The 24,488-nt window shown below is 45.3% G+C and carries 19 protein-coding genes; 14 read left to right on the top strand and 5 right to left on the bottom strand.

Annotation, left to right across the window (positions count from 1 at the left end; all coding sequences use genetic code 11):
• The first annotated feature begins 280 nt into the window (after window positions 1-280).
• A complete protein-coding gene (locus AC4E8D_RS25655; RefSeq protein WP_017692430.1) occupies window positions 281-424 on the top strand; it encodes a sporulation histidine kinase inhibitor Sda in 144 nt (47 codons plus the stop codon).
• Between the two features lie 21 nt (window positions 425-445).
• Here the strand turns inward: AC4E8D_RS25655 and AC4E8D_RS25650 are convergent, their stop codons facing one another.
• Both AC4E8D_RS25650 and AC4E8D_RS25645 read right to left on the bottom strand, forming a co-directional pair.
• A complete protein-coding gene (locus tag AC4E8D_RS25650) occupies window positions 446-697 on the bottom strand; it encodes a hypothetical protein (protein ID WP_074096361.1) in 252 nt (83 codons plus the stop codon).
• A 76-nt stretch (window positions 698-773) separates the two neighbouring features.
• Window positions 774-1,748 (bottom strand): NAD(P)/FAD-dependent oxidoreductase, encoded by a 975-nt coding sequence (locus tag AC4E8D_RS25645; RefSeq protein WP_218639193.1) that lies wholly within the window; start codon window positions 1,746-1,748, stop codon window positions 774-776.
• Between the two features lie 551 nt (window positions 1,749-2,299).
• Between AC4E8D_RS25645 and AC4E8D_RS25640 the strand changes: the two genes are divergently transcribed.
• On the top strand, window positions 2,300-3,493 hold the full coding sequence (locus AC4E8D_RS25640; protein ID WP_036605766.1) for an NAD(P)/FAD-dependent oxidoreductase: 1,194 nt from the start codon (window positions 2,300-2,302) through the stop codon (window positions 3,491-3,493).
• Complete coding sequence (locus tag AC4E8D_RS25635) at window positions 3,490-3,744, top strand: hypothetical protein (protein ID WP_017692433.1); 255 nt, start codon at window positions 3,490-3,492, stop codon at window positions 3,742-3,744. The genes AC4E8D_RS25640 and AC4E8D_RS25635 overlap by 4 nt, the downstream gene beginning before the upstream one ends.
• A gap of 332 nt (window positions 3,745-4,076) precedes the next feature.
• Here the strand turns inward: AC4E8D_RS25635 and hemQ are convergent, their stop codons facing one another.
• Window positions 4,077-4,823, bottom strand: a complete 747-nt coding sequence (gene hemQ, locus AC4E8D_RS25630) for a hydrogen peroxide-dependent heme synthase (protein ID WP_036605768.1) — start codon at window positions 4,821-4,823, stop codon at window positions 4,077-4,079.
• A 274-nt stretch (window positions 4,824-5,097) separates the two neighbouring features.
• Here hemQ and AC4E8D_RS25625 point away from each other — a divergent pair, with 274 nt between their 5' ends.
• Complete coding sequence (locus tag AC4E8D_RS25625) at window positions 5,098-5,391, top strand: YuiB family protein (protein ID WP_215075686.1); 294 nt, start codon at window positions 5,098-5,100, stop codon at window positions 5,389-5,391.
• Between the two features lie 386 nt (window positions 5,392-5,777).
• Window positions 5,778-7,313, top strand: a complete 1,536-nt coding sequence (locus tag AC4E8D_RS25620; RefSeq protein WP_036605770.1) for a replication initiation and membrane attachment family protein — start codon at window positions 5,778-5,780, stop codon at window positions 7,311-7,313.
• Window positions 7,314-7,441: 128 nt separating this feature from the next.
• On the opposite strand, the gene AC4E8D_RS25615 is transcribed toward AC4E8D_RS25620, so the two are convergent.
• Window positions 7,442-8,551 carry a hypothetical protein gene (locus AC4E8D_RS25615; RefSeq protein ID WP_490205371.1) on the bottom strand — a complete coding sequence of 370 codons (1,110 nt, stop codon included), beginning with the start codon at window positions 8,549-8,551 and terminating at the stop codon, window positions 7,442-7,444.
• 234 nt (window positions 8,552-8,785) lie between these two features.
• On the opposite strand from AC4E8D_RS25615, the gene AC4E8D_RS25610 reads away from it, so the two are divergent.
• The 3 genes from AC4E8D_RS25610 (at window position 8,786) to AC4E8D_RS25600 (ending at window position 11,867) form a co-directional block, all read left to right on the top strand.
• A complete protein-coding gene (locus AC4E8D_RS25610; RefSeq protein WP_490205370.1) occupies window positions 8,786-9,247 on the top strand; it encodes a hypothetical protein in 462 nt (153 codons plus the stop codon).
• Window positions 9,248-9,398: 151 nt separating this feature from the next.
• Window positions 9,399-9,953, top strand: coding sequence for a hypothetical protein (locus AC4E8D_RS25605; protein WP_307416197.1), 555 nt, complete (start codon window positions 9,399-9,401; stop codon window positions 9,951-9,953).
• Window positions 9,954-10,289: 336 nt separating this feature from the next.
• Entirely contained in the window at window positions 10,290-11,867 is a 1,578-nt protein-coding gene (locus AC4E8D_RS25600; protein WP_490205369.1) for a class I adenylate-forming enzyme family protein, read from the top strand.
• A 143-nt stretch (window positions 11,868-12,010) separates the two neighbouring features.
• Here AC4E8D_RS25600 and AC4E8D_RS25595 read toward each other — a convergent pair whose 3' ends face one another.
• Window positions 12,011-14,833 (bottom strand): endo-beta-N-acetylglucosaminidase, encoded by a 2,823-nt coding sequence (locus AC4E8D_RS25595; protein ID WP_221821012.1) that lies wholly within the window; start codon window positions 14,831-14,833, stop codon window positions 12,011-12,013.
• Between the two features lie 212 nt (window positions 14,834-15,045).
• Between AC4E8D_RS25595 and AC4E8D_RS25590 the strand changes: the two genes are divergently transcribed.
• The 6 genes from AC4E8D_RS25590 (at window position 15,046) to AC4E8D_RS25565 (ending at window position 24,487) form a co-directional block, all read left to right on the top strand.
• Window positions 15,046-16,875: a sensor histidine kinase gene (locus AC4E8D_RS25590; RefSeq protein WP_397376257.1), complete on the top strand. Its 1,830-nt coding sequence runs from the start codon at window positions 15,046-15,048 to the stop codon at window positions 16,873-16,875.
• Between the two features lies 1 nt (window position 16,876).
• Window positions 16,877-18,391 (top strand): response regulator transcription factor, encoded by a 1,515-nt coding sequence (locus AC4E8D_RS25585; protein WP_221821010.1) that lies wholly within the window; start codon window positions 16,877-16,879, stop codon window positions 18,389-18,391.
• A gap of 281 nt (window positions 18,392-18,672) precedes the next feature.
• Window positions 18,673-20,145, top strand: a complete 1,473-nt coding sequence (locus AC4E8D_RS25580) for an ABC transporter substrate-binding protein (RefSeq protein ID WP_036605779.1) — start codon at window positions 18,673-18,675, stop codon at window positions 20,143-20,145.
• A 77-nt stretch (window positions 20,146-20,222) separates the two neighbouring features.
• Entirely contained in the window at window positions 20,223-21,152 is a 930-nt protein-coding gene (locus AC4E8D_RS25575) for an ABC transporter permease (protein WP_036605780.1), read from the top strand.
• Between the two features lie 23 nt (window positions 21,153-21,175).
• Entirely contained in the window at window positions 21,176-22,096 is a 921-nt protein-coding gene (locus AC4E8D_RS25570; protein ID WP_221821009.1) for a carbohydrate ABC transporter permease, read from the top strand.
• Window positions 22,097-22,132: 36 nt separating this feature from the next.
• Window positions 22,133-24,487 (top strand): glycoside hydrolase family 3 N-terminal domain-containing protein, encoded by a 2,355-nt coding sequence (locus AC4E8D_RS25565; RefSeq protein WP_490206510.1) that lies wholly within the window; start codon window positions 22,133-22,135, stop codon window positions 24,485-24,487.
• The last annotated feature ends 1 nt before the right edge of the window (window position 24,488 follow it).

Here is a 24,488-nt window from a genome sequence, read left to right as displayed (position 1 = left end):
GAAATTTTACATTACCGGGTAATTTACTCGCAACAAGTCTTGAAACTATGAATTTATTCCAAAAAAAATACGCTGATAAACGTTCTGACAGTAGTACAAACTTCCTGTGCATAAATATTGTCCACACTATACACGTTGATTACTCTATATATTTTCCATTTATCAACAAACTATGCACAGGATTTCCACATATCGTTGTGGATAACAAGAACGCTTGTTCTCTATATGAATCTCTGATATGATAGTTTTGAGGAAAAAAAAGGAAAGGTTGTGGCGGGAAATGGCTATGTTATCCGATGAGATGTTGTTGGATTCCTACCATAAAGCGATTGAGTTGAATCTCGAACGAGATTTCATCGCACTGCTGTTGGCAGAAATCCATAAGCGCAAACTGGGTACCGACGTATCTGCCATTCTTCACTAGAGATCCTCATTGCAGGCAATGTTACAGGTTTCCGGACAAGTCCCATAGTGAGACAGGCCATGGCGTGCTCGTCTGACAATGGTGACAGTACATCACATGATTGCAAACGTTTTCGACTTCGTCTGCCGTGTCAGAGGAAGGTTGGAATACGTAGGGGCTGTATGGTCCGGTGTAATCATCCAATTTGCCGCATTCTAACAGTCCCTGAAGGCAGTGGGGGCAAGCCTGCTCCGGTACAACCAGACCGTTACACAGCGGGCATATATAAGACAAGGGTATCCCTCCTGATATGGATTCACTCAGGAGTAAGATACCCTTTTTTGTATCAATATATGTTATTTCAGCAAAACTAGCGTTTCATGTTACTGCTGTGTCCTGGGGACAACTTGGCATCCGGATCGAAGTATACCTTCGCATTGTTGACAGCTGTTGGAGCTTCGCCGAATCCGACAGCGATCAGTTTCAGTTTACCCGGGTATGTTGTGATATCACCGGCAGCGAAGATTCCTGGAATGGATGTTTCCATGCGGGAATCAACAACGATGGAGTTACTATCAATTTCGATTCCCCACTCGGCAATTGGTCCGAGAGAAGAGACAAATCCGAAGTTAACGATCACATCATCTACTTCGATTTCCTGAGTTTCTTTGGTTTTAACATGGGAAAGGGTTACTTTGGTAATCGTGTCATCTCCGTGAAGTTCCGTGATTTCGGTCGGTGTAACGACATTTACCTTGGAATTCATCAGGTTTTCGACACTGTGCTCATGCGCACGGAACTTGTCCCGGCGATGGATCAGCGTCACTTGCTCAGCGATTGGCTCCAGCATGAGTGCCCAGTCTACCGCGGAGTCACCGCCGCCACTGATCAGTACCTTTTTGCCAGCGAAGGCATTCAGATCACTGATGAAGTAGTGCAGGTTGCTCTTCTCGAACTTGGCAGCACCTTCAAGCTCCAGGCGACGTGGTTCGAATGCACCTACACCAGCTGTAATAATGACGGCTTTGGCATGATATTCATTCTCATCCGTCTTCACGATGAAATGTTGTTCATCCTTTTTCTCCACCGATACAACCTTTTCTTCAAGGCGGATGTTCGGGTTAAAATGATTCATTTGCTCAACGAGGTTATTCACCAGTTCCTGAGCTGTTACTTTCGGGAATCCGGCTACATCATAGATGTATTTCTCCGGGTAAAGAGCGGCAAGTTGTCCGCCAAGCTGTGGCATGCTTTCAACCAGTGTAACGGATGCCTGACGCATCCCACCATAAAACGCGGCGAACAGACCCGCAGGGCCTCCACCGATAATAAGTAAATCAGTCATATCATGACTGGAATTTTGTGCAGTCAAGAATCAACAACACCTTTCATATTTTAATAGGTAGTTAACAGAAAGAATGTGCAGGCTACGGATCGTAACCGGCATGGGTGCTGAACTGTCTTTCCTATTATAAACGGTGTACTCAGGGTTGCAAAGTTAGCTACATCACGAATCAGAGAATAATTGATGAAGATCAGATGAGAATAGGATGAAATTGGAAATGAAAGGTTATGAAAAATAACAAAAAAAACCTTGATCTTTACTTGAAATACAGATATCCTTGACCTGTACTATGTGTTTTTTTGTCTAATTTAGAGTCAATATGTAATAAGAAGAGAGATCCCGTGTTTTGTAGAATCTTGTGGTTAATTTCACAACTTAAAACGATAACTTGCATACAAACGGATCAATTTTGATGCAAACGTTTAAATAAATTCGCGAAGTTAACATTTGTCGTCATAATGGGCAAGACCTCATCAATATTTGTAAGTATGTGCATTTTGCATCTCACCCAAGATCGGGCTGATGCAAGTGAAACCGGAAGGGGTATAGACATGAGCAGTATTCCCAAAATCGTCATCCTCGGCGCGGGCTATGGCGGGATTCTGACAGCCCAGCGGCTGCAGAAGGAATTGAACTATAACGAGGCCGATGTCACATTGGTGAACCGGCATGATTATCATTATATTACTACACATCTACATATGCCGGCAGCCGGCACGGATACCATTGAGCATGCAAGAGTGCCCATTTCCAAGCTGATTGATGAGTTCAAGATTGATCTGGTCAAGTCTTCCGTGAAGGAGATTCGTCTGCAGGATCGTAAAATTATTCTGGAGGATGGTACGTTATCCTATGATTATCTGATTATTGGACTAGGCGGTGAGCCTGAGACCTTCGGTATTCCGGGGATGCTCGATCACGCCATGACAATCCGCAGCATTAACTCGGTCAGACTGATTCGTGAACACATCGAATATCAATTTGCGATGTACAAAAACGATAACAAACGAAATCGTATTCGGTTTGTCGTAGGTGGAGCGGGTTTCAGTGGTGTTGAATTCGTAGCTGAACTTGCAGATCGTATTCCACAGCTGTGCAAGGAGTTCGACGTGAATCCGAAACATGTGCACATCTACAATGTAGAGGCAGCGCCTTCGGCCTTGCCTGGATTTGACCCGGAACTGGTAGAGCATGCGATGAATGTGCTCAAGAAGAAGGGCGTTACTTTCAAAATTGGTGTTCCAATCAAGCAATGTCTCCCGGACGGGGTTATTGTGGGTGAGGGTGAAAAGCTCGATGCGGCTACAGTCGTATGGACCGGCGGTATTCGCGGTAACTCACTGCTTGAACAGGCAGGTCTTGAAGTGATGCGAGGACGTGTGAAGGTAGATGATTATCTGCGTGCCCCTGGACATGAGCATGTTTATGTCATTGGTGATAATTCGCTTGTGTTCAATGCCGAAGGACGGCCTTATCCGCCAACAGCCCAGATTGCGATGCAGCAGGGTGTGAACTGCGCCAAGAACGTCGTGGCATCCATTCGCAAGAAACAGCCACAACCTTTTGTATTTACGAGCAAAGGCACAGTTGCTTCATTGGGTAAAGGGGAAGCCATTGCTGTTGTAGGCGGCAAGAAATACAAAGGCTGGAAAGCGGCTCAGTTGAAGAAGCTGGTTGATCTGCGTTATCTGTTCATCATAGGTGGTATTCCGCTAGTCCTGAAGAAAGGGCGGTTTTTTGGATGAGACATTGCAGTGTTCAGGTCCGGGGACTATTAACACGTGAAGAGCTGGATCGATACAACGCCCTGATGCAGGTCGGTGGTTATCTGGAGGAACAGGATCAGTATGATCTGGCCTATATCGTGCAGAAAGAAGTGGATATTCTCATTATGCCTGCGATTGAGCGGCTTAAAGAGAAGGGACGTGACCGTGACCGGGCCACAGCCGAGTTCCTCGAGTCGCTGAAAGCGGTAGATGAAGAGGACGAGGATTAGAGACATAACCTTCCAATCGCTGTTATCCCCAGATTTTTTGATTCCCTTTTGTTAAAGGGAAAATCCGGTGATAGCGTATGCTTCCGATGCAGCTTTCTTTCAGAAAGCTTTTAGGCGAAGTGGATGCTTTCGAAGTAGCTTTCTTTCAGAAAGCTTATAGCTTCACTTTTTTAGGTTTTTTCTGTCCTTTCCGTTTTTATGTAAATAAATAGTTCAAACAATATAGATCTAAATCAAGCTTGAGGTAGTAGAATATTGATAGATAATAAAGCACCGCAGACAATATCCTTAATAGGAGATGTCGCGGTGCTTTATTGTGCTTTGTGCTATTTTTACAGCTTAAGCATGTCTTCCAGTGTTCCTTCGTTCAACAGACTTCCCACATAGAACGAACCGAATTCGCCATAACGGGCGCTAACTTCATCGAAACGCATCTCATAGACGAGTTTCTTGAACTGAAGTGCATCATCCGCAAATAACGTAACGCCCCATTCCCAATCGTCGAAACCGACAGAGCCGGTAATGATCTGTTTCACTTTACCCGCATAGCTGCGGCCAATCATGCCGTGACTACGCATCATGGTGCGACGCTCGTCCATGGACAGCATGTACCAGTTGTCATTCAGCTCACGTTTTTTGTTCATCGGATAGAAGCAGATGTATTGTCGTTGTGGCAGAACAGGTTTCAGACGGGCGATAATATCCGGATTCTGCATCGGGTCTTCGCCTTCTTTGCCAAGGTAGTTGCTCAGTTCCACTACACTGACGTAGGAGTACGATTTGGTTGTGTATTGGGCAAACATCGTTTTGTTAAACGCGTTCTCAACAGCCTTCAGATCTTCCAGCGTTTCACGCAGGTGCATCATGACGAGGTCTGCTTTTTGACCTACAACCGTATATACAACGGTACTTCCTTTGGATGAATCCTCGACTTCTTTCCATTCTTTCCAGAATTCCTGAAGCTCGTCCAGTGCTACAGCGCGTTCTTCATCATCTGCTGCTTTCCAGGCGGCCCAGTTAATCGAGCGAAAATCATGCAGGGCATACCAGCCCTCCAGTGTTGATGCGGCTTCGTTCATTGGTTGTGTTCCTCCTGCAAGGTATATTTCCAAATCCCTATAAGAGGTTGTTCAAAAAGTCCGCTTTTGATTTTGAACACGCACTATAAGGGACGGGTGAGTGCTTTATCGTTTACATTGTATCCCAACATGAAGCAGAAGGGCAAATGAACAGAGTATAAATATAGGGAAATTTGTCCAGAAAGTTCGTTGCTTCGCCACATTTTTTGCGGTACACTAACTACTATCCAGAAGTGAAACCTGAATGTGTGAAAGAAGAGGTGAATGTCGCCCGATGCAATTTATACCTGTGTTGGTATTGATGGTATTATTTTTCGTTATGATGTTTGGTATCGGTTTCATTCTGAACATGCTGATGAAGACCACCTGGTTTCCTTCCTATCTGTTCATCATTGTGATATTGCCTGTTGTCGTGTACTCTCTATGGGATCATTCGTCATCTCTGATGTCACATCTGGGTTCTTTCCAGATTGTAGACTATATGACGGGCATCGCTGGACTGGCTGGTGCGGTAATCAGTGGCTGGACGATTCAGAAGTTACGTTTGGGTGGGTACAGAATGTTTTAGATTGATGGAAAGAGGCAACACATGTGCCACTGTAATCGCGTGAAAGTCTTGTCTTTGTCGTAAACGCTTACGAGTACAAAGGGAAGGCTTTTTTGCTGTTCATTTTTATTAGAAGGATTATTGTAGACTTGTACTTCATATACATTTGGAGAACATTCTCTTTAGATATTCCCTTGTATTCTGCGGCTACAGCTTTTATAGTATTCTAGCGGCTCTCGACATTTTTATTTTAGAATTTGCTAAATTCGGCGAAAACGTGAATGATGTCGACCTAGGACGAAACGGAGCGAGAACAGGCCATCTTTTTACCTGTTTTTGAGCATTTGATGATCTGACATTTATGATAGAATAGATAAACATACTTTTGGGGAGAAGGAGATCAGGCTATGCGCATGAAGAATCTGCACCATTATACTGAACATCATCGCTACTGCGTATACAGGGAGTTTGGACTTAGCGCCCTGGATGACCGTATGCTTACAGGAGCATATCAGCCCATGGTAGGTGCTTTTGCGGTTGGCTTGTATCGGCTGTTGTTTCAGCATCTTCCCGGTGAACAGGTCGGTTATTCGCCGCTTGAACAGCAACGGAGGCTGTTCATGACACTTGGGCTAGAGCCAAGTGAGAAAGGGCGCAAGTATTTGTTAGAGCAGACATCCAAGCTTGAGGCAGTGGGGCTACTTCAGACTTCACGGCTATATATACCGGAAAATGATGATTACATCTACGAATATGAGCTGCAACCGCCGCTCTCTCCGGCAGAGTTTTTCCGGACACAGCATTTGACACTGCTGCTTCGTGACAAGATTGGCAAATTCGCCGTCCTTTCCCTGCGTTCGGGTTTCTCGGCAGTGGAAAATGGGGACGCGCCTTATCCGGCAGCCAATAAAGAGAATATTTCGGTTCCCTTTTACGATATATTTGAATTGAATACCCATGTAATTGATTACGAGTTGGAGCAAGCATTGTCGGAAGTATCAACTACGGCTCAGCGGACAGGCACGAATGATGCAGCGGAAGAAAACAGTTTGAACTATGCCGACATTATTTTGCGTTTCCCGCGGGAGTCGGTCAATCGTCGTCATGTGGAACAATTGCGATTCGATCATGAACAACTAGGCATTGTAAATTATGTCGTGAACAAGTTTAATCTCAGTGTGCAGGATGTATGCCGTCTGCTGGATGAAGATGATATTTTCAGTCCACAGGGCCAGCTGATTCTGGATGATCTTCAGCATAAGGCGAGTATGCAGTTCAGACAGACGAAGAAGCGCCATGAGCAACAGACTGTACAGGCAGCCAAGGTCGTGGCACTGAGACAGCATATGGAGGAGCCTGAACGGAAAGAAGACTCCGGTGAACCACCCGTTGAGCATGGAGTGCAGATGGAATATTACGTCGAAGTGCCTCCACAATTTATGACCAAGTGTGATATTCATCAATATAATATGATGCTGCGCAATGAGCCATACACACGTCTGTTGCAGACATTTTTCCCGGGCGCAGTACCGGACAATCTGATCGATATATTTGAGAAAATTGATCTCAGCTACAAGTTACCTGGCGAAGTCATCAATGTACTGATTCATTATTTGATGGCATTACTTGTATCCGGCGGAGAGCAGCGGATTAACCGTAACTTCGTTGAGGCCATAGCCTCCAACATGTTGCTTAAGCAGGTAAACTCATATGAGAAAGCTGTGCAATATATTCGTGATCAGGCCAAGGTCAAAGGCAAACAGGCTGCTGGTGCAGCTGGAACCCGTACCCGTACATACGGCAAAGGAACCAAAGCCAAACCCGAAATTCCAATTGTACAAGACATAAGCACCGATGGGGACGCCGTATCCGAGGAAGAGTTCGAAGAGATGATGCGATTTGCCCAGCAGATGCAGGCGAGTAAGCAAAAAGGCACTTCTTAAATTTAATAATAAAGACAAAAAAGCGAGTCCCCGATTAATGGAGACTCGCCTTTTTGTTATATAAGTTGAACGAAAGAAACGTATTTTCCGTCCAATCCAATTTATTATTTATTTTGTAGGATATTTATCTAATTTGAACCACTGCTGAAATTCTTTTTTTGTGATTTTTTTACAGGTTTAACTTTTTTGGTTTCTGTATCATATCTGAAAAGAATCCATTGATCTGAAGGATACTCACTAATATAATCCATATTTTTTCCGTTTTTATGCCATAAAATTAAACCGGTGCTAATATAGTTGGTTGTACGAGGGAGATAAACAAAACGGTCTTTCTTAGTGTCGTATATTGCTAACGTGCTTTTCTCCGTATTTCCATAAGAAAATGCAATGATGTCTTCTTTTGGTGACCAATTATATGAGGAAATGGTTTCTACATTTTGTTTACCTGCCGTTTCAAGACGTTCGTTAATAATCGTGTACTTTCCTGTTTTAAGGTTCATGAGAATGAGGTTGCTACCAGCACTTTTTTCTACTTGGATAGCAATCCATTCATTAGATGGAGATTCAGCAACACTAGTTATATCCAATAATTTAACTTCAAAATCTCCTGTTTGTAGGGTGTGCTTTTCTTTACCATGAGTAACTACAATGGTGTCAATTATGTTTTGCTCAAAGTCGGCAGCAGCATCTTGCTTTAAGGTGTTCGCGGTTATCGTGATGTTGTCACCTTTCCAGACAATTTTATTTGAGCCGGTCGTTTTTTTTAACTTAGGTATACTCTGGTATGTCGAAGAGTTCACAGAAGTTGATTTAGCAGCAATTGGAGCTACTGACTTATCAAGAGTATGTAATGAAGCTGATGCAGTTGATAACGTGCCCAGGCTTCCTAAGACAATTACGCTTGATAATAAAACATTGGTGTATTTCATTATTATCTCTCCTTCAATTTTGGGAAGGCGGTTACATGATGTGATTCCCTCCAGATCGTTGTCACATTCCAGAAAACTAGTTAACTTAAAGGCATTACTTCTCTCTGCATGCGGAAAATCAGACAACACTGATACTCTTTCCAATAGCGAAGAACCTAGCAAGTAAACAAGACAAGCCCCACCAATCAACAATACACCAACAAACACAGAAAAACTTATTGAACCAGCAGAGAAAGAAGAAATTAAGGACATCACAGCCACCGATTTTAAAGAAGGACTTTCTATTGACTTCGATAAATATAAAGGCAACTTTTTTGACGAAAAAATTATCTCCAGTTGCCGAGAAAGCAACTGTACAATTAGACAACAAAAGAAGATTTAGATGTATCCATACTAGCCGAAGCGAAGAACTATATTAAAGGTACTGTTAGGGGGGAATAGTTGATGGATTAGTAACGGACAGGTTAGCTGAAGGAGGAGTTTCAAACCTCTCATAGAAGGTCTTTTAACTAGAGGTTCCAAACAAGGTGGTAACGAGTAGAAATGTTAAAAAATGATGAAGAGTTCGAGAGTTTATTATCAAAGAGGAATTCAGGTAAAGTTACATACGGTATAGAATTAAAAAATAATATTGAGAAAGGAAGTATATTGGAGGCATTTTTGAAGCGAATGGGCCATAATTCAGATAAGATAGCCGGTAACTGGAGAATAGTTGACAAAGATTATGCTAAAAAAATTATAGTTTATGTTCTTTCGAAAAACATGACTTATGATATTGATTTGAAGACAAAACCGATGGCAAATGAATTAAGTGAATATTTTTTAGATCAATTTCAGAAAGAAGCCTCATTCTATACAAACGCAAAGTTTGATTCGAAATCTGGTTACTTTAAGCTCTACTCTTGGACAACGATAAATAACTCACAGTGGCATACGTTTGATACGGAAATAGTTGCAATGGACAATATACATATTGGAATTCTATGGGCAACAGACCCTTTATAAGTGGATTTAAGACTGATTAATGATGAGCCAATCTAAATTCATGTTCAACTAACGGGCAGGTTAGTTCCAGTATGTGTTAAAATGAGTTTGTTAGGAGCAGTACCTTCTTATACAGGAGGTTTTTGAAATTGATTTAAGGGAGCGGAATAAAATGGGGGCAGATTTCACAGCTTTCATAGGCCATAAGTTGAATAGAGATAAAATTGAAATATTATGTCATGCACTAAATTCTAGATCATTAAAACACGTTGATGAATTTATTAACTTCCTTCTCCCACATAACTCTAAGGATGAGGATAAGCCTTTTACGGTTCATGAAGGAATTGGTGGCACTTTGGAAATCAGTGGACCTTGCGGGATGGATTTTACATTCTCGGAAAAGGTCTGTTATTTTCATCATTATATAAGATGGAGAAGCTTTCTCCTAGAGGAGGAGCTTCAGCTTTATTTAAAGAAAGTTACTTTCGATTTAGCCCGTTATTTTTCATCAGAATATGCAATTTATGTACCGGACAGTGGAGCAAGAGAGTCAGGGGTTCTAGATTTTATTTGGGAAGATGAAAATAAAGATATCCATTATATAATGAATTGGCTTCTTGGACGTTGCGGAAGACCTAAAGAGAAGATTATTGATATTTTTAAAGAATACGATGATTACTGGGATTCTGAAGGATACTACGTAGACGATTTTAGTGATTTAAAGTAGGGTCTCATCCTCAAACGGGAAACATTAGTTCATGAACGAGAAGGCATAAACGTGATAGGCCGCTGTTTTCAACTAGCGGACTGACAATAAGGATCGTTGCAAAAATGCTAACGATCTTTTTTTTCATACCTTTAGAGACGAGAATCATGATGCCTGATTAAGCTAGAGAGTAGGTAAATGGCAAGGATCGTATGTTGGCAGAACTGTAATATCAGAAGAATTTATGATTTTAATAGGGGATAATGATTACTTATTATTCCAGATATATGCTACTCTCTTTTTATTCCATAGTTTTCTTAACGGAGAAATGGAAATTTAAATGTTGGGGGTAATTGCTTGCTTCTATCCGAACGATTGCCAATTGCAGCAAGTCTGTACCCTGAGGAACCTGCGTTAATGAGACATGGGCAAACTATGAGTTATGGGGAGCTTTACGGTCTGGTTGAAAGACTCAGTCATACCCTGTATGTTGAAGGACTCCGGGCCGGTGATCGCTTTGCCCTTTTAGGTGATCCAGATCCCCAGCTCGTTGTTGCGTTTTATGCAGCAGTTGGGATCGGCGCTATACCACTCGTTCCTTCTCCTATGCTAACAGTACCTGAACTCGCTGCCATATTTCAGGATGCAGAACCACATATGGTTATTCATGATAACCAACATGCTAAAGCAGCTATTGCCACGGTAAAGCTTCTTGGGTATTGTCCAAAACTGTTCACGACAGACGAAGAAGGGACGAAGAGCAGTTCGCTCGCTGCTCTTTTACAGCAGGAACCTGCGTTCTCTCCAAAAGACCATTTCAAACGAAGTGTAGACGATACGGCAGTCCTGATTTATACGGGCGGGACAACTGGTCGGCCAAAAGGGGTAATGCATTCGCATCGTGGTATGGCTGCTTGGAATCAACTTACGCCTTCTGCAGGCTTCGGTCATGATCTCAAGCGTCGTGTGTTAGCGCTCAACTTATCCCATCTGGTGGGTCAGTTCCAGCTGTGGGCGACGATGGCTGCTGGAGGCTGTCTTGTATTTCTAGACGAATACCCGGCGGATGTACACCGCATTATGGAAGCTATTGAACGTGATCAGATTACACAACTCAGCACAGTAGGCCAACTGCTTCGTGATCTTACCCGCGAGGCATCCGTAGGAGGTAGAAACTTGAAGAGCCTGTCACTTATTGGATGCGGAGGATCCATTATTTCCCCGGATACACTACAGGAGGTCGTATCGCAATTTCCTGAAGTTATCATTGTGAACAACTACTCACAAGCGGAATGTGGAATGTCCATAAGCCGCCTTTTTCCTGCTCAGCATATGGGCGATCCTCATCGCCTTCGATCCGTAGGTCGTCCTGCTGACTTGGCTGCCCAAGGTGAGCAGGCCTTCGAAGTTCGGATATTAGATACGGACGGAAGTGAGACAGTTACGGGCGAGGCTGGAGAAATCGTTGTTCGAGGTGCACAGACCATGCTGGGGTATTGGCGCCAGTTGGAGGTTACTGCCGAGACCATGCCCGATGGCTGGATTCGAACTGGGGATGTCGGTTGTCTGGATGCCGAAGGTTACCTTTATGTGTTTGATCGCTTGAAGGATATGGTTATTGTGGGCGGTTCCAATGTGTTCTGTGCCGAAGTGGAGCATGTTATTGTGAGCCATCAGTCGGTGAGCGAGGCGGCCGTAATCGGACATTCTCTTCCTGACGAAGGCGAGGAACTCGTCGCTTTCATAGTGTTACGGGATGGTGACAGTTTGGATCTGACGCGGGTGCGGGCGTTTTGTGAGCCACACCTTGCTCCGTACAAATGGCCGACTCAACTGTTCATTGTGGATACTTTGCCGAGAACAGCCGTGGATAAAATAGACAAAAAGCAGTTGCGCAAGCATCTATCCTCAATTTCATCCGAAGGACTATGCTAACGGGAATGCTGTTTAATAGCTGTTGGGCAGAATATTTATTGTTAGATCAACAAGAACAGCCCTTCAACTTCCTTTCGGAAGTGAAGGGCTGTACGTTTTTATCTCAACTGGTATGCAGGCGGGCGCGAAAATACCTTGTAGTGTTACCTCAAAATCGTAGCGGCCTGATTGCCCGCATAATCCTCAATAACCAGCTTCAAAGAGCTGTTGCTGGATGATGGCGTGAAGGTCAGTTCACTCAGCTTTGTTCTTCCCCGAATGATATACGGGAATTTTTGCGATACGTAAGTGACTCCGAACTCGCGTGCCACCCCATTTTCATATACATAGATCTTATACCAGTCCTCCAGATCCGGGAGGGCTAATGTGTACTTTCCATCTTTTACCGTGACCTTTTCCTTGGCGTATGGTGTAATCTGAAGATCTGCCAGCTGTCCGGTATGGGTTACCGGGTTCTGCCCGCCAATGGCGATGTTCAGCACGTAATGCTCACCGTTGGTCGGAAGTCCGGTCAAGACGGCAGACTGTTTTCCTTTTTTAACCTGAAGTGACTTGGTGAAAGGTTCTTTTGTGTATTCGGCTTGTAGTGTGAGTTGAATAGACTCATTGCCTTTACCTTTGTCTTTATTTTTATCCTTGTCTTTACCGGTATTCTTATCTTTGTCTTTGCCCGAATCTTTTGCTTTTTTCGGGTTTTTCCAGCTTACGATGGCATCGCCATTCTTTTTGAATTTCACATCCATATTCTGAACGGCTGCATTCAGATCGTAAGGCAGGACGGTTGCTTCACTCTCGGTACCATCTGCACCCACCGCACGTATAGACAGTTCACCAGACGGCTGTTTTAGCGATTTGATATAAAAAGTGGAATCATACACGCCGCCTACATAGGCGCCATTTTCATATAAATTGTATTGCTTGACCTCTGAATAGTCCTTCATGTCCCATGCAACAACCAGTTCGTCGGTGTTGGTCAGTGCTTTGGCAATATGGAATCCGGTCGGTGCATCCGGTACAGCCGCTGAACCGTCGGAAATGCGGATCTCGCCAATGTTCATCTGGTAATTCTCAATTGCTTTGCCATTCGGGTCAAAAGATAATCCCATAGCGGCAATGGTTTTGCCTTGATAGGCACTCAAATCCAGCGAAGTTGTCTTCCAGCCTTCTGTATGCTGGCCTGCATTAGGCACATTTACGTTGACCACGTTGGATGGATCATCTTCGAAGATCAACCCAACATGCAGGGAGGAAGCGTCACTAGTCGACGGTTTGTTATACGTCAGTTCCAGTTTCGATTGTCCGTTGACGGACAGGTCGGTCTTGTACAGGCGCAGGAAGTTCTCCGCGTTCAGTGTGCCGTTCACCACGAGAGAGCTGCCGCCATTAAACGCGCCAATGGAGTCATAGTTGTACCTTGCGCCTTTCTCATAAGAGGGACCATAGTCAAAATCAACACTGAGCTTGTCACCTTTACTATCCATCCACCATTGCCAAGTGACAGGGATATCCTGAATGTTGATGTTCGACCATTCTTTATCGTTCGAGACAGCGCCGTCTTCATAATATTTCAGACCGTGGCCCGTATTGAAGCTGGTCGCAAAATTAGAGCCGTTGATAACGGAGCGTTCGGTCAGATACGCAGCGATTCCATCCCAATTTGCACCGGAAGCATACACATCCGACAGATCGGCAGACGCATTACGACGTGCATCTGTCGGATCTTGATTTGGACCAGACCACCACGCACGATCGCGCACAAAGGTCATCCACTGGTACTCATCCTCAGCTCTGTGATTGGTGCTGCCGTCGCCCATCTCTTCATCCAGGGCGTTGTGGGTGAAGTCGGCACCCAATGTCGCGATGCTGTTCATGGGTTGACCGTTCTCATCCAGGTTATGGCGCAGGTCATAGGATTGCTTCCAGCGGCCGAACTTGTCATGTCCACCTTCGACACCAGCAAATACGGTTTCCAATGGATCCAGTCCCAGACTAAGGGCATGATCACGGGAATCGCGGAGCATCTTGTGGTTCCATACATAATTCAGGAAGATGGAATCCGAGACTCTGCCGAGAACGGAATCTTGTACAAAGGGGCTGTTGAGCCCATTGAATTGGTTCTGGTATTGAATTTTGCCTGTTGTATTGATGGTGGAATCATACCACTGAACGTACAGGCCTTTATTTCTTAGATATTTCATGAATTTCTTGTAGGAAGCGATATCCTCAGGGGCTACACCCCGGGCAACCTCTTCCTGATTGAAGAAATATCCATCGTAGTTGTAGTATTCTGCCATCTCGGCCAGTTTCTCGGCCACAGGGAAGTTACCGTTTTCATCCTGGATCAGCATTTGTTTATAGGTTTGTGGTCCACGGTCATTGTCCGAGAAAAAGATGTTAGCAATGGACTTAACGCCGTTCTTGTGGGCTGCATTGGTGTAGGCCGGATTCGGAATGTTCAAAATGCCAAACTCGAAGTATTTCTCCGTCCACTCTTTACTCGGATCGTACAGCTCCTCAGGTACTCCCGCAGAGGCCATGCCGTGCCAATAGCTGTAGTAATCTGTATATTGCCAATAATTAAATAGATACTGGCTGAATTCATTGGTATAAGGTGTGCTATCGAAAAATGCATTGCCGTAATCACCACTCATTGTGAACAGTTGGGTGTCCGGGCTAAGCTCGGGATAAGCTTGGGTGGCGGCGAAGGCTTCATTACGGGGCTGCAAGGGAACATGGGCACGAAGTAAATCGCCATGGATATCACTTTCGGGTGTCCAGTTCAGAATCTGGGCCGAGGTGTATCCGTGTTGATAGGGCTGATTAACCCCTTTGGCACTTTCACCGGTGTAAGGGAGCGTGTCTCCGGCATAAACGGATGATGCAACAACTTGTCCAAGCAGAGCCGTGGTCAGGACCATGGCAGTGACCTTGGGAATGAGGCCTTTTGGTTTGAGTTTGCGTGTCATGCTGTTCCTCCTTCAAGTGGAATGAATGTAAGGTATTCTTTTACACAAAGCTAAACTTATGGTTAACGATAGTGGATGAAAGCGTTTTTAAATAGGGTGAAATTAAAGAAACACAGATATAAACTAAAGAAAAGTTCCAGGTGACAAGTTAATGTCAGAAGCCTGGTGATATAATTCAAGTCAGGAAAACAGCATCGGAGGGAACATGCGAATTGAAAATTGTTAGCGTTTACAATAATTTCTTCAAAAATAATATGTTTATGAAAATGCTCCTGATTTTCTCGATGATATCCATTGTCACGATCATTACATTGTCTTATATCATCTTCCTGTCGGTGTCTGACTCCACGATTCGCCGGGAACTGGCGATCCAGAAAGCGGCGATGGAACATGTGGATCGGTACATTCATCAGCAGTATGAATCGGTACAAAACATGGTGAGGGACATGCATCAGAATGAGGCGCTTTCCGCCAACATTACTTACCTGATGAATCATTCGTACGCTGAATATGTTCAGCACATGACCAATGGATATTACGCCAACCAGGACGACTATTCGGCCGATGTATTGAAACATTTTCAGAACATTATGGATCGCAATTCGCAGATTAATCAACTCATGTTGTATAGCGCCGAGCAGCAGGATCTGTCTACCTTCAATCAACACAAGCAGTTCCGCAAGCTGGACGCGAATGTGGCTCATTCCTATATTCCGGACGTGATGGCGATGGAAACGCCCAATATCAGTGCACCCAACTACTGGATTCGCAAAGAGATTAATCAATGGGACCCTGCGCTCTACTCTATCCGCGTACCAATTAACAATACACAGACTCTTCGGAATCTGGGCCAATTTCTTGTTTTCTTTGACTCAGAAGGAATCGGTAACGCGCTGGATAACTACGAGAGTAATCTCAAGGGAGAAATCGTGGTGTTATCGGCGAAGGGGACAGTGTTATTTGACTCCAACAATCATTATTACGGGAAGAAGTACCCCTACGTGAATGTGGCCGATTCGCTGTTTGATCAGACGGATATGGATTCAATGAAAAAGGAGCAGAACATGTACGTGAACAAGTTTGTCTCCGCGGATCAGGGTTATGTGGTCATTGGTACCGTTCCGGTGGAAGAGATGGCTGAAACCTATGCGGGCATTCGCAATACCATCATCTCGATCAGTATTGTGTGTATTCTGTTTGCCGTGCTGGTTCCGGCGTTTTTCATTATTAACTTTGCCAAACGAACCCGTCGAATTATTCGCTTTACGCAAAAAGTGAAATATGGCAACTTGACGGCTCGCATCGACGACGCACGTGATGATGAACTGGGGCAGATCTCACATAGCTTCAACGACATGCTGGATGAGCTGAATCTGTATATTGAACGGGTCTACAAAGCCGAGATCAAACAGAAGGAGACCGAGCTGGTCGCATTACAGGCGCGCATCAACCCTCATTTTCTCTACAATACGCTTGAAGTGATTCGGATGAGGGCGATATCCCAAGGGGCGAGAGATGTTGGCGAGATGATCTATAGTCTATCCGTATTGTTCAAGAGCCTGGTACAGCAGAAGAAAAATTATACGCTGAAGGATGAGATGGAAGCTTGTCGATTGTATCTGGAGTTATTCCGAATCCGCTACAAGGATATTTTTATATACACGATCCAGATCGACGCTGCTTATTATCAGCACCCTGTGGTCAAACTTTCGCTGCAACCTATCATTGAGAATTATGTTGTACACGGCATTCAGACAGAACGTTCGGATAACCGATTATCGATTGTTGTGGAAGAGACAGATGATGTGGTGCAAGTGGAAGTGAAAGATAATGGCAAAGGCATTGATCCGGCACGCCTGTCGGAAATCCTTGAAGAACTGGAACGTCCTGAAGAGTCTGGTCAGATGTTCGGGCTGCGCAGTGTCCATAGTCGATTGCGCTTCCTGTATGGACCAGAGTTCGGTATCACCATAGAGAGCACCCTCGGAGAAGGAACACGAATCAGGGTGCGTTATCCACATACAGAAGGGACAGGTGTGTAATATGTACAAGGTGTTTATTGTGGACGATGAGCCATTCATCATTGAAGGTTTATACGATATTGTGGATTGGTCTTCATTTGGTATGGAAATTGTGAGCCATGCAGGTAATGGGCAGGCAGCGTTACAAGCGCTCTCCACTCAGCCTGTGGACATTCTGATCACGGATATATCCATGCCACTCATGAATGGTCTTGACCTGATTCGGGAAGCAAGGCGAGTGCAACCTGAGATCAAGGTCATTATCCTGAGTGGTTTTAATGAGTTCGAATATCTGAAGGAAGGCATGCAGCTGGGGATCGAAAACTATCTGCTCAAACCGATTAATGTGGAGGAACTGGAATCCACGCTGAGCAACACGGCGTCCAAGCTGGATCATACGTTATCACCTCAAGCCGATGATGCGTATGGTATCCAGATTCTAAAAGATAACATTCTTCATCGATGGCTTACGGGACAGATTGCAGCTACCGAATTTGAAGAACGTGCCCAGTTTATGAACCTTTCGCTAGATGCACCTTACGTTGCTGTGGCTGTCTTGCGGGACAAAGGGCAGACAGCTGGCATGTTTGAACGCGTTGAGGAAATGCTGAGAGACAAACGCCATTTGAACGTATTTCATGATATCGATGGAGACATCGTCATTATTGCCAATATTCAGGGTACGAGTGACGAGGAACAGGAGCTAATGGATGGCCTTCAGGCATTATCTGATGCGATAACCCTAACCCATCCGGCGGCACGCATTGGAGCAGGCAGATTGATGAAAGGGTTATACCATGCGCCGACCAGTTATGCGGAGGCCAAAAAAGCACTCCAGTATGTGATGATTTATCCCGACCTTAAAGTCATCGACCATGCCATGCTGGAAAGGTGCGGAAATTCAACGGCGACCTTTTTCATTGAATGGAGGGAGTATGCCAAACTCATTCTATCCCGCAATACAGAACAACTTGCCGACCGGATTCGCATGGATTTTGAACAGCATCGCGATGGGCTTACACCTGGGGAGTTACAGAATACCGCATTGGAAGTTGTGATTCGCTTCAAAATGGAACTGGAGAGCATCAAACACTCGGATGAGTCTGCCATATACCAACAAGGGCTTCAACTTGTACTGGACAGTGGCACTTTTGATGAACTCGTGCGGGCACTTCAGCAGGTTGGGTCGCAGACGATCCAATCCCTATTGCAGGATCTGAAGAATCCGATTGTGAACCAGGTGCTTCAGCATATCGACAAACACTACGCAGAAGAGCTTTCCCTGAAGCTGCTGGGTGCCCATTATCATCTTCATCCGGTGTATTTGGGACAATTGTTCCATAAGGAGACCGGGGAGACATTTGCCGAATATATCAACAAATACCGGATTGAACGTGCGAAGGAGCAACTACGTAATTCCAATCTGAAGGTACATGAGATCGCCCGAAATGTAGGGTATTGGGAGACGGGGTATTTCTATAAACAGTTCCGCAAATATGTAGGGATTTCACCGACTGATTTCAAGGTGTTTGGTTAATTCGGTGACGGGTAGATCCAACCATGCGGACAGAGAGCCAAGAGACATATCGGGAACAGGAATGGCATGGATGAAAATCATGGCATACGTTACCCGGCATGTCTCTTTCATGTAAGCGATTTATTTAAATAGGTACAAAATAGATGCCCAAGGACGATTTCTCTTTAATTTGTACCTCGAAAACTTAAGTTTATCTTCTTTTTGTAAATGCTTTCATTCGATAAGGTTAAAGCAGTTAGTAAGTAGAGCCTAAGGGAACACGAAAAGGGAGGATCAAAGAAATGAGTAAACAAAGAAAACGCTTCTCACTCGTTCTTGCATTGTTAATGGCCGTTACACTTGTTCTTAGTGCCTGTGGAGGAAGCAAAGATGCTTCAGAATCCGGGGGAGCTGGAGATGACGCGGTAGAGTTGATCTGGTATACCATCGGTACCCCTCAGAAAGACGTCAATAAAGTGATGGAAGAAGTGAGCAAGTATACCAAAGAGAAAATTAATGCCACGGTAACGATGAAGATGGTTGACTGGGGTGACTACCCGCAGAAGATGCAGGTTAACGTAGCATCCGGTGAGCCAATGGACATTCTGTTCACTTCTTCTGGTGGATTCGATTATGTACAAAATGCTAGAAAAGGTGCATTCCTTGAACTGGATGACCTGCTTGCTGAATACGGTCAGGATCTTACCAAGACCATCGATCCTGCATTCCTAAGCGGTTCCAAGGTAGATGGACACAATTACGGAATTCCAGCCAACAAAGAGTTGCCACAACAAGAGGTATGGCGCTTTAACCAAATGCTGGTTGATAAATACAAGCTGGACATCTCTGGCGTTCGTACGTTAGACAGTCTGGAGCCTCTGCTCAAAACAATTAAGGAAAACGAGGCGAGTGTAACACCATTTGCCATGGATAAAAACTATGTTCCTTACGTGCCTTATGACTATGTCATTCAGAATCTGCCAATGGCAATCAAACTGGATACAACAGACTATAAGCTTGTAAACATACTGGAAACACCTGAAATGAAAGAAGCACTTACCACGATGCACAAATACTACAAGGCTGGTTATGTATCGGCAGAAGCGGCAACAACAGGTTCCACGAACGACCTGACAACATCGGGTAACTGGTTCCTGGATCGTGCACAGACTCAGCCGCTCGCGGACAATCAATGGTCTGCAAGTTACGGTTATCAAGTCGTTTCCACACCTGCAAGTGAAGCAATTATAACAAATACATCTGTACAAGGTTCCATCATGGCCATCTCGGCGAACTCGGAATATCCGGAGAAAGCGATGGAATTCCTGAACCTGCTCAATACAGATCCTGTGCTGCGTAATATGGTGGACTCCGGTATTGAGGGCACACACTACAAAAAAGTGGATGACACACATATGGAAAATCTGCCTGAATCGAAAAACTACGATATGCCTTCATACTCCCTTGGGAACAACATGCTGCTCTATCTGAACAGCAATGACCCGGATAACAAATGGGATGAGTTCAAGAAGTTTAACGCTGAAGGTGTCAATTCCCCGATCCTCAGCTTTAACTTTGATGCAAGCAATGTATCGTCCGAACTGACAGCGGTACAGAACGTGAAAGAGCAATATTGGGCAGCACTGATGACAGGTACACTGGACCCGGCAGCCAATCTGGATCAAGTGATTGAGAAGTTCAATCAAGCCGGACTGGAGAAAGTAATGGCTGAAGCCCAAAGCCAGCTGGATGCCTGGAGAGCGGAAAACAAGTAACAGTACATCGTAAGGATCGGGCGGCTGCTTATCGCGTCCGGTCCTTTTTCATTCAAGCCTGAAGGAGGATATCCACAATGACTACATTTTTGAAAAACCTGATTAGAAACCGAGTCATGCTGCTCATGGTGCTGCCAGGCGCCATCTGGTTCTTCTTCTTCTCCTACTTGCCACTTGTGGGCACAGTGGCTGCTTTCAAAGAATATCGATTCAGCCGTGAAGGGTTCTGGGCAAGTCTGATGAAGAGTGAATGGGTTGGTTGGGACAATTTCAAATTCCTGTTCAGCACAAGTGACGCATGGCTCATTACACGCAACACCCTCTTTTATAACATCGCCATTATCTTCCTGGGACTGGTATTTGCTGTGGCATTGGCAATCCTGCTCTCGGAACTAGTGAATAAACGACTCGCCAAACTGTATCAAACCGGCATGTTTCTGCCGTATTTTCTATCCTGGGTTATCGTTGGTTACTTCGCTTTCAGCTTCTTGAGCATGGACCGCGGGATGTTGAATCAGATTATCGGCTGGTTTGGGATGGAACCGATTCAGTGGTACTCTGAGGCAAAATATTGGCCGTATATTCTGGTATTCGTAGCGTTATGGAAAACCATCGGGTATAGCAGCGTTGTCTATCTGGCTTCCATACTGGGGATTGATAAATCACTCTATGAAGCAGCCATGATTGATGGAGCAAGCAAATGGCAGCAGATTCGTAATATTACGATTCCGTTGCTGTCACCCATCATCACGATTATGACCTTGCTGGCAGTAGGCCGCATTTTCTATGCCGACTTTGGACTGTTCTATCAAGTCCCAAGGGATTCGGGAACGTTATACTCCGTGACCAATGTTATTGATACGTATGTATATCGAGGTTTAAAAACTAGTGGTGAGATCGGCATGAGTACAGCAGCGGGATTGTATCAATCCGTGGTGGGCTTTGTGCTTGTTATTATCTCCAATTATGTTGTTCGCAAAGTAGATAAAGACAGTAGCCTATTCTAGGACAGGGAAAGGAGTGAACCACTATGGCTCAAGCAAGGCTCGTTAAAAAACGCGACTTCCACCACGTATCCAACGGATGGAACGTGATCATGAACATCATCGCCGGTCTATTTGCTCTGATCTGTGTATTTCCTTTTATATTTGTAGTTATCATCTCGTTTACAGACGAGAAAGCACTGGCCCGTGATGGGTATCGTCTGATTCCGGCAGAATGGAGTCTCGCGGCATATCAGTTTGTCTGGCAGAGTGGGGACACGCTGCTGCGGGCGTATGGAGTTACCATTCTGGTGACGGTACTTGGTACCATCATCAGTCTGATTCTCATGTCGCTGTATGCGTATGCGATCTCCCGCAAGAGCTTCAGGTATCGGAGATTTTTCTCCATCTTTGCAATTCTGACCATGCTGTTCAACGGCGGGATGATTCCAACCTATATGGTCGTATCCCAGCTGCTTGGATTGAAAGATACGTTATGGGCACTGATTCTGCCGCTGGCGATGAATGCCTTCTATATTATGATTCTGCGTACATTCTACTCGACTAGTGTACCGGATGCAGTCATTGAATCGGCGAAAATTGATGGCGCTGGTGAGTTCTATACCTTTATGAAAATCGTGGTTCCACTTTCCTTGCCGGGACTGGCAACCATCGGGTTGTTCAGTACACTCGGTTACTGGAATGATTGGTTCAATGCGCTGTTATACATCGATAATCCGAATCTGGTACCACTGCAATCTATGTTAATGCGGATTGAGTCGAGTATCCAATTTATCCAGCAGAACTCTGCTAACAGTTCGATGAGTCTGGCAGCCATGCAGTCCATTCCGCAGGATACGTCCCGAATGGCGATGGTTGTGCTTGCTACGTTGCCGATTATATTCGCTTATCCGTTCTTCCAGCGTTATTTCGTACAGGGTCTGACGGTGGGCGCGGTCAAAGAATAACCGGATCACGTTATAGAATTGGAGAGATGCAGATTGATGACTTATAAGGACCAAAGCAAATCCGTAGAGGAACGGGTACAACACCTGCTTAGCCTGATGACTACGGAAGAAAAGGTAGGTCAACTTACGCAGCCATTTGGCTGGCAGACCTATACGAATGATCAAGGGAACATCACGTTAAACGAATCCTTTAAACAGCAAGTGGAAAATGGGGGCGTCGGCTCCCTCTATGGTGCACTTCGCGCAGATCCGTGGACGGGCGTTACGCTGGAAAATGGACTATCCGCCAGAGAAGGCGCTGAGGCGGTCAATCTGATTCAACGTTATGCAATAGAACATTCCAGACTGGGGATTCCCATTCTGATCGGGGAAGAGTGCTCGCATGGTCATATGGCTATTGACGGAACGGTCTATCCAGTTCCTCTTTTATTGGGGAGCACCTGGAATGTGGATTTGTATCGGGAGATGTGCCAGGCAGTAGCACGAGAGACACGTGCCCAAGGTGGCGCGGTCACCTATTCTCCGGTACTGGATGTTGTGCGTGATCCGCGCTGGGGACGTACGGAGGAATGTTTTGGTGAAGATCCGTTTCTCATTGGAGAACTGGCAGTTGCTTCGGTAGAAGGACTTCAGGGTGGAAGTCTTGACCGTGGAGATACAGTAGCGGCAACGCTGAAACATTTTGTTGGTTATGGCAGCTCGGAAGGTGGACGTAATGCAGGGCCTGTACATATGGGCTGGCGCGAACTGCTGGAAGTGGATCTCTATCCATTCCGCAAAGCGGTGGAAGCTGGCGCTGCGTCGATCATGCCAGCGTACAACGAAATTGATGGCACGCCTTGCACCGTGAATACGGAATTGCTGGAAGATGTTTTGCGTAAGGATTGGGGCTTTGACGGTCTGGTCATTACGGATTGTGGTGCGATCAACATGCTGGCAAGTGGGCATGATGTCGCGGCAGATGGAATGGAAGCTTCCGTACAGGCGATTGAGGCAGGCATCGATATGGAGATGTCCGGTGAGATGTTTGGGCAATATCTGGTGCAGGCGGTGGCAGAAGGCAAGCTTGATGTGCAGGTTCTGGATCAGGCTGCTTCTCGCGTGCTGGCGTTGAAGTTCAGACTGGGCTTATTCGAACAGCCTTATGTGGATGCAGATCGTGCAGCAGAAGTGATTGGCAGTGAAACTCATGTTGAGCTGGCACGCCAGTTGGCAGCGGAAGGTGTTGTACTTCTCAAAAATGAGGCTGACACGCTACCTCTATCGATAGCAGATGTGGGCCAGATTGCCGTGATTGGTCCTAATGCAGACCAGGCTTACAATCAACTGGGCGATTACACATCTCCGCAACCGAAGTCGAAAGTGGCAACGGTACTGGATGGGATTCGCAGTAAGCTGGCTAATCATGTGGATGGGCAAACGGAGAAGAGTTCTGTTGGTGCTTTGACTGGTGACAGCAGTACAGATCAGGTTCTTTATGCACCAGGCTGCCGGATCAAAGGTGATTCGAAAGAAGGATTCGAGCGTGCCCTTGAAGTTGCCAGCCAGGCAGATACAGTCATTATGGTGGTTGGTGGCTCCAGTGCACGTGACTTTGGAGAAGGAACGATCGATCTGAAAACGGGAGCTTCCAATGTGTCCGATAACTCCTGGAATGATATGGAGTGTGGCGAAGGGATCGACCGGATGACGTTGGGTCTTGCCGGAGTACAGTTGGAACTCATTCAGGAGATTCACAAGCTCGGCAAAAAACTTGTCGTTGTTTACATTAATGGTCGTCCCATCACTGAACCTTGGGTGGATGAACATGCCGATGCAATTCTGGAGGCGTGGTATCCGGGCCAAGAGGGCGGGCATGCCATTGCAGATATTTTATTCGGTGATGTGAATCCATCGGGTAAATTGACGATCTCCATTCCGAAGCATGTCGGTCAGTTACCGATCTATTATAACGGCAAACGGTCCCGAGGCAAAAGGTATTTGGAAGAGGATTTGGAGCCACGTTATGCATTTGGATACGGACTGAGTTATACCACATATGAGTACAGCGAACCGAAGCTGAGTTCTTCGTCCATGACAACTGATGATTCAGTTAAGGTATCGGTGAATGTGACCAACACCGGCCGTTATGCAGGTGCAGAAGTTGTACAGATGTATATCTCTGACGTGGTCAGCTCACTAACTCGTCCGGCCAAGGAACTGAAGGGGTTTGCAAAAGTGAACCTGGAGCCAGGAGAGACACAGACCGTGGAATTCCGAATCGGAGCCGAGCAACTGCAGTATATTGGTCGTGATTTGAAGCCTGTCGTTGAACCGGGACAATTCCATATTCATATCGGCAGCAGCGTTAACGATACGCAAATAGCCGAACTGACCGTAAGGGAGGCGTAAG

The organism is Paenibacillus sp. SRL342 (assembly GCF_984798905.1).
Note: the sequence above shows the minus strand (reverse complement) of the source record. Positions and strands in the feature narration are given on the sequence as shown.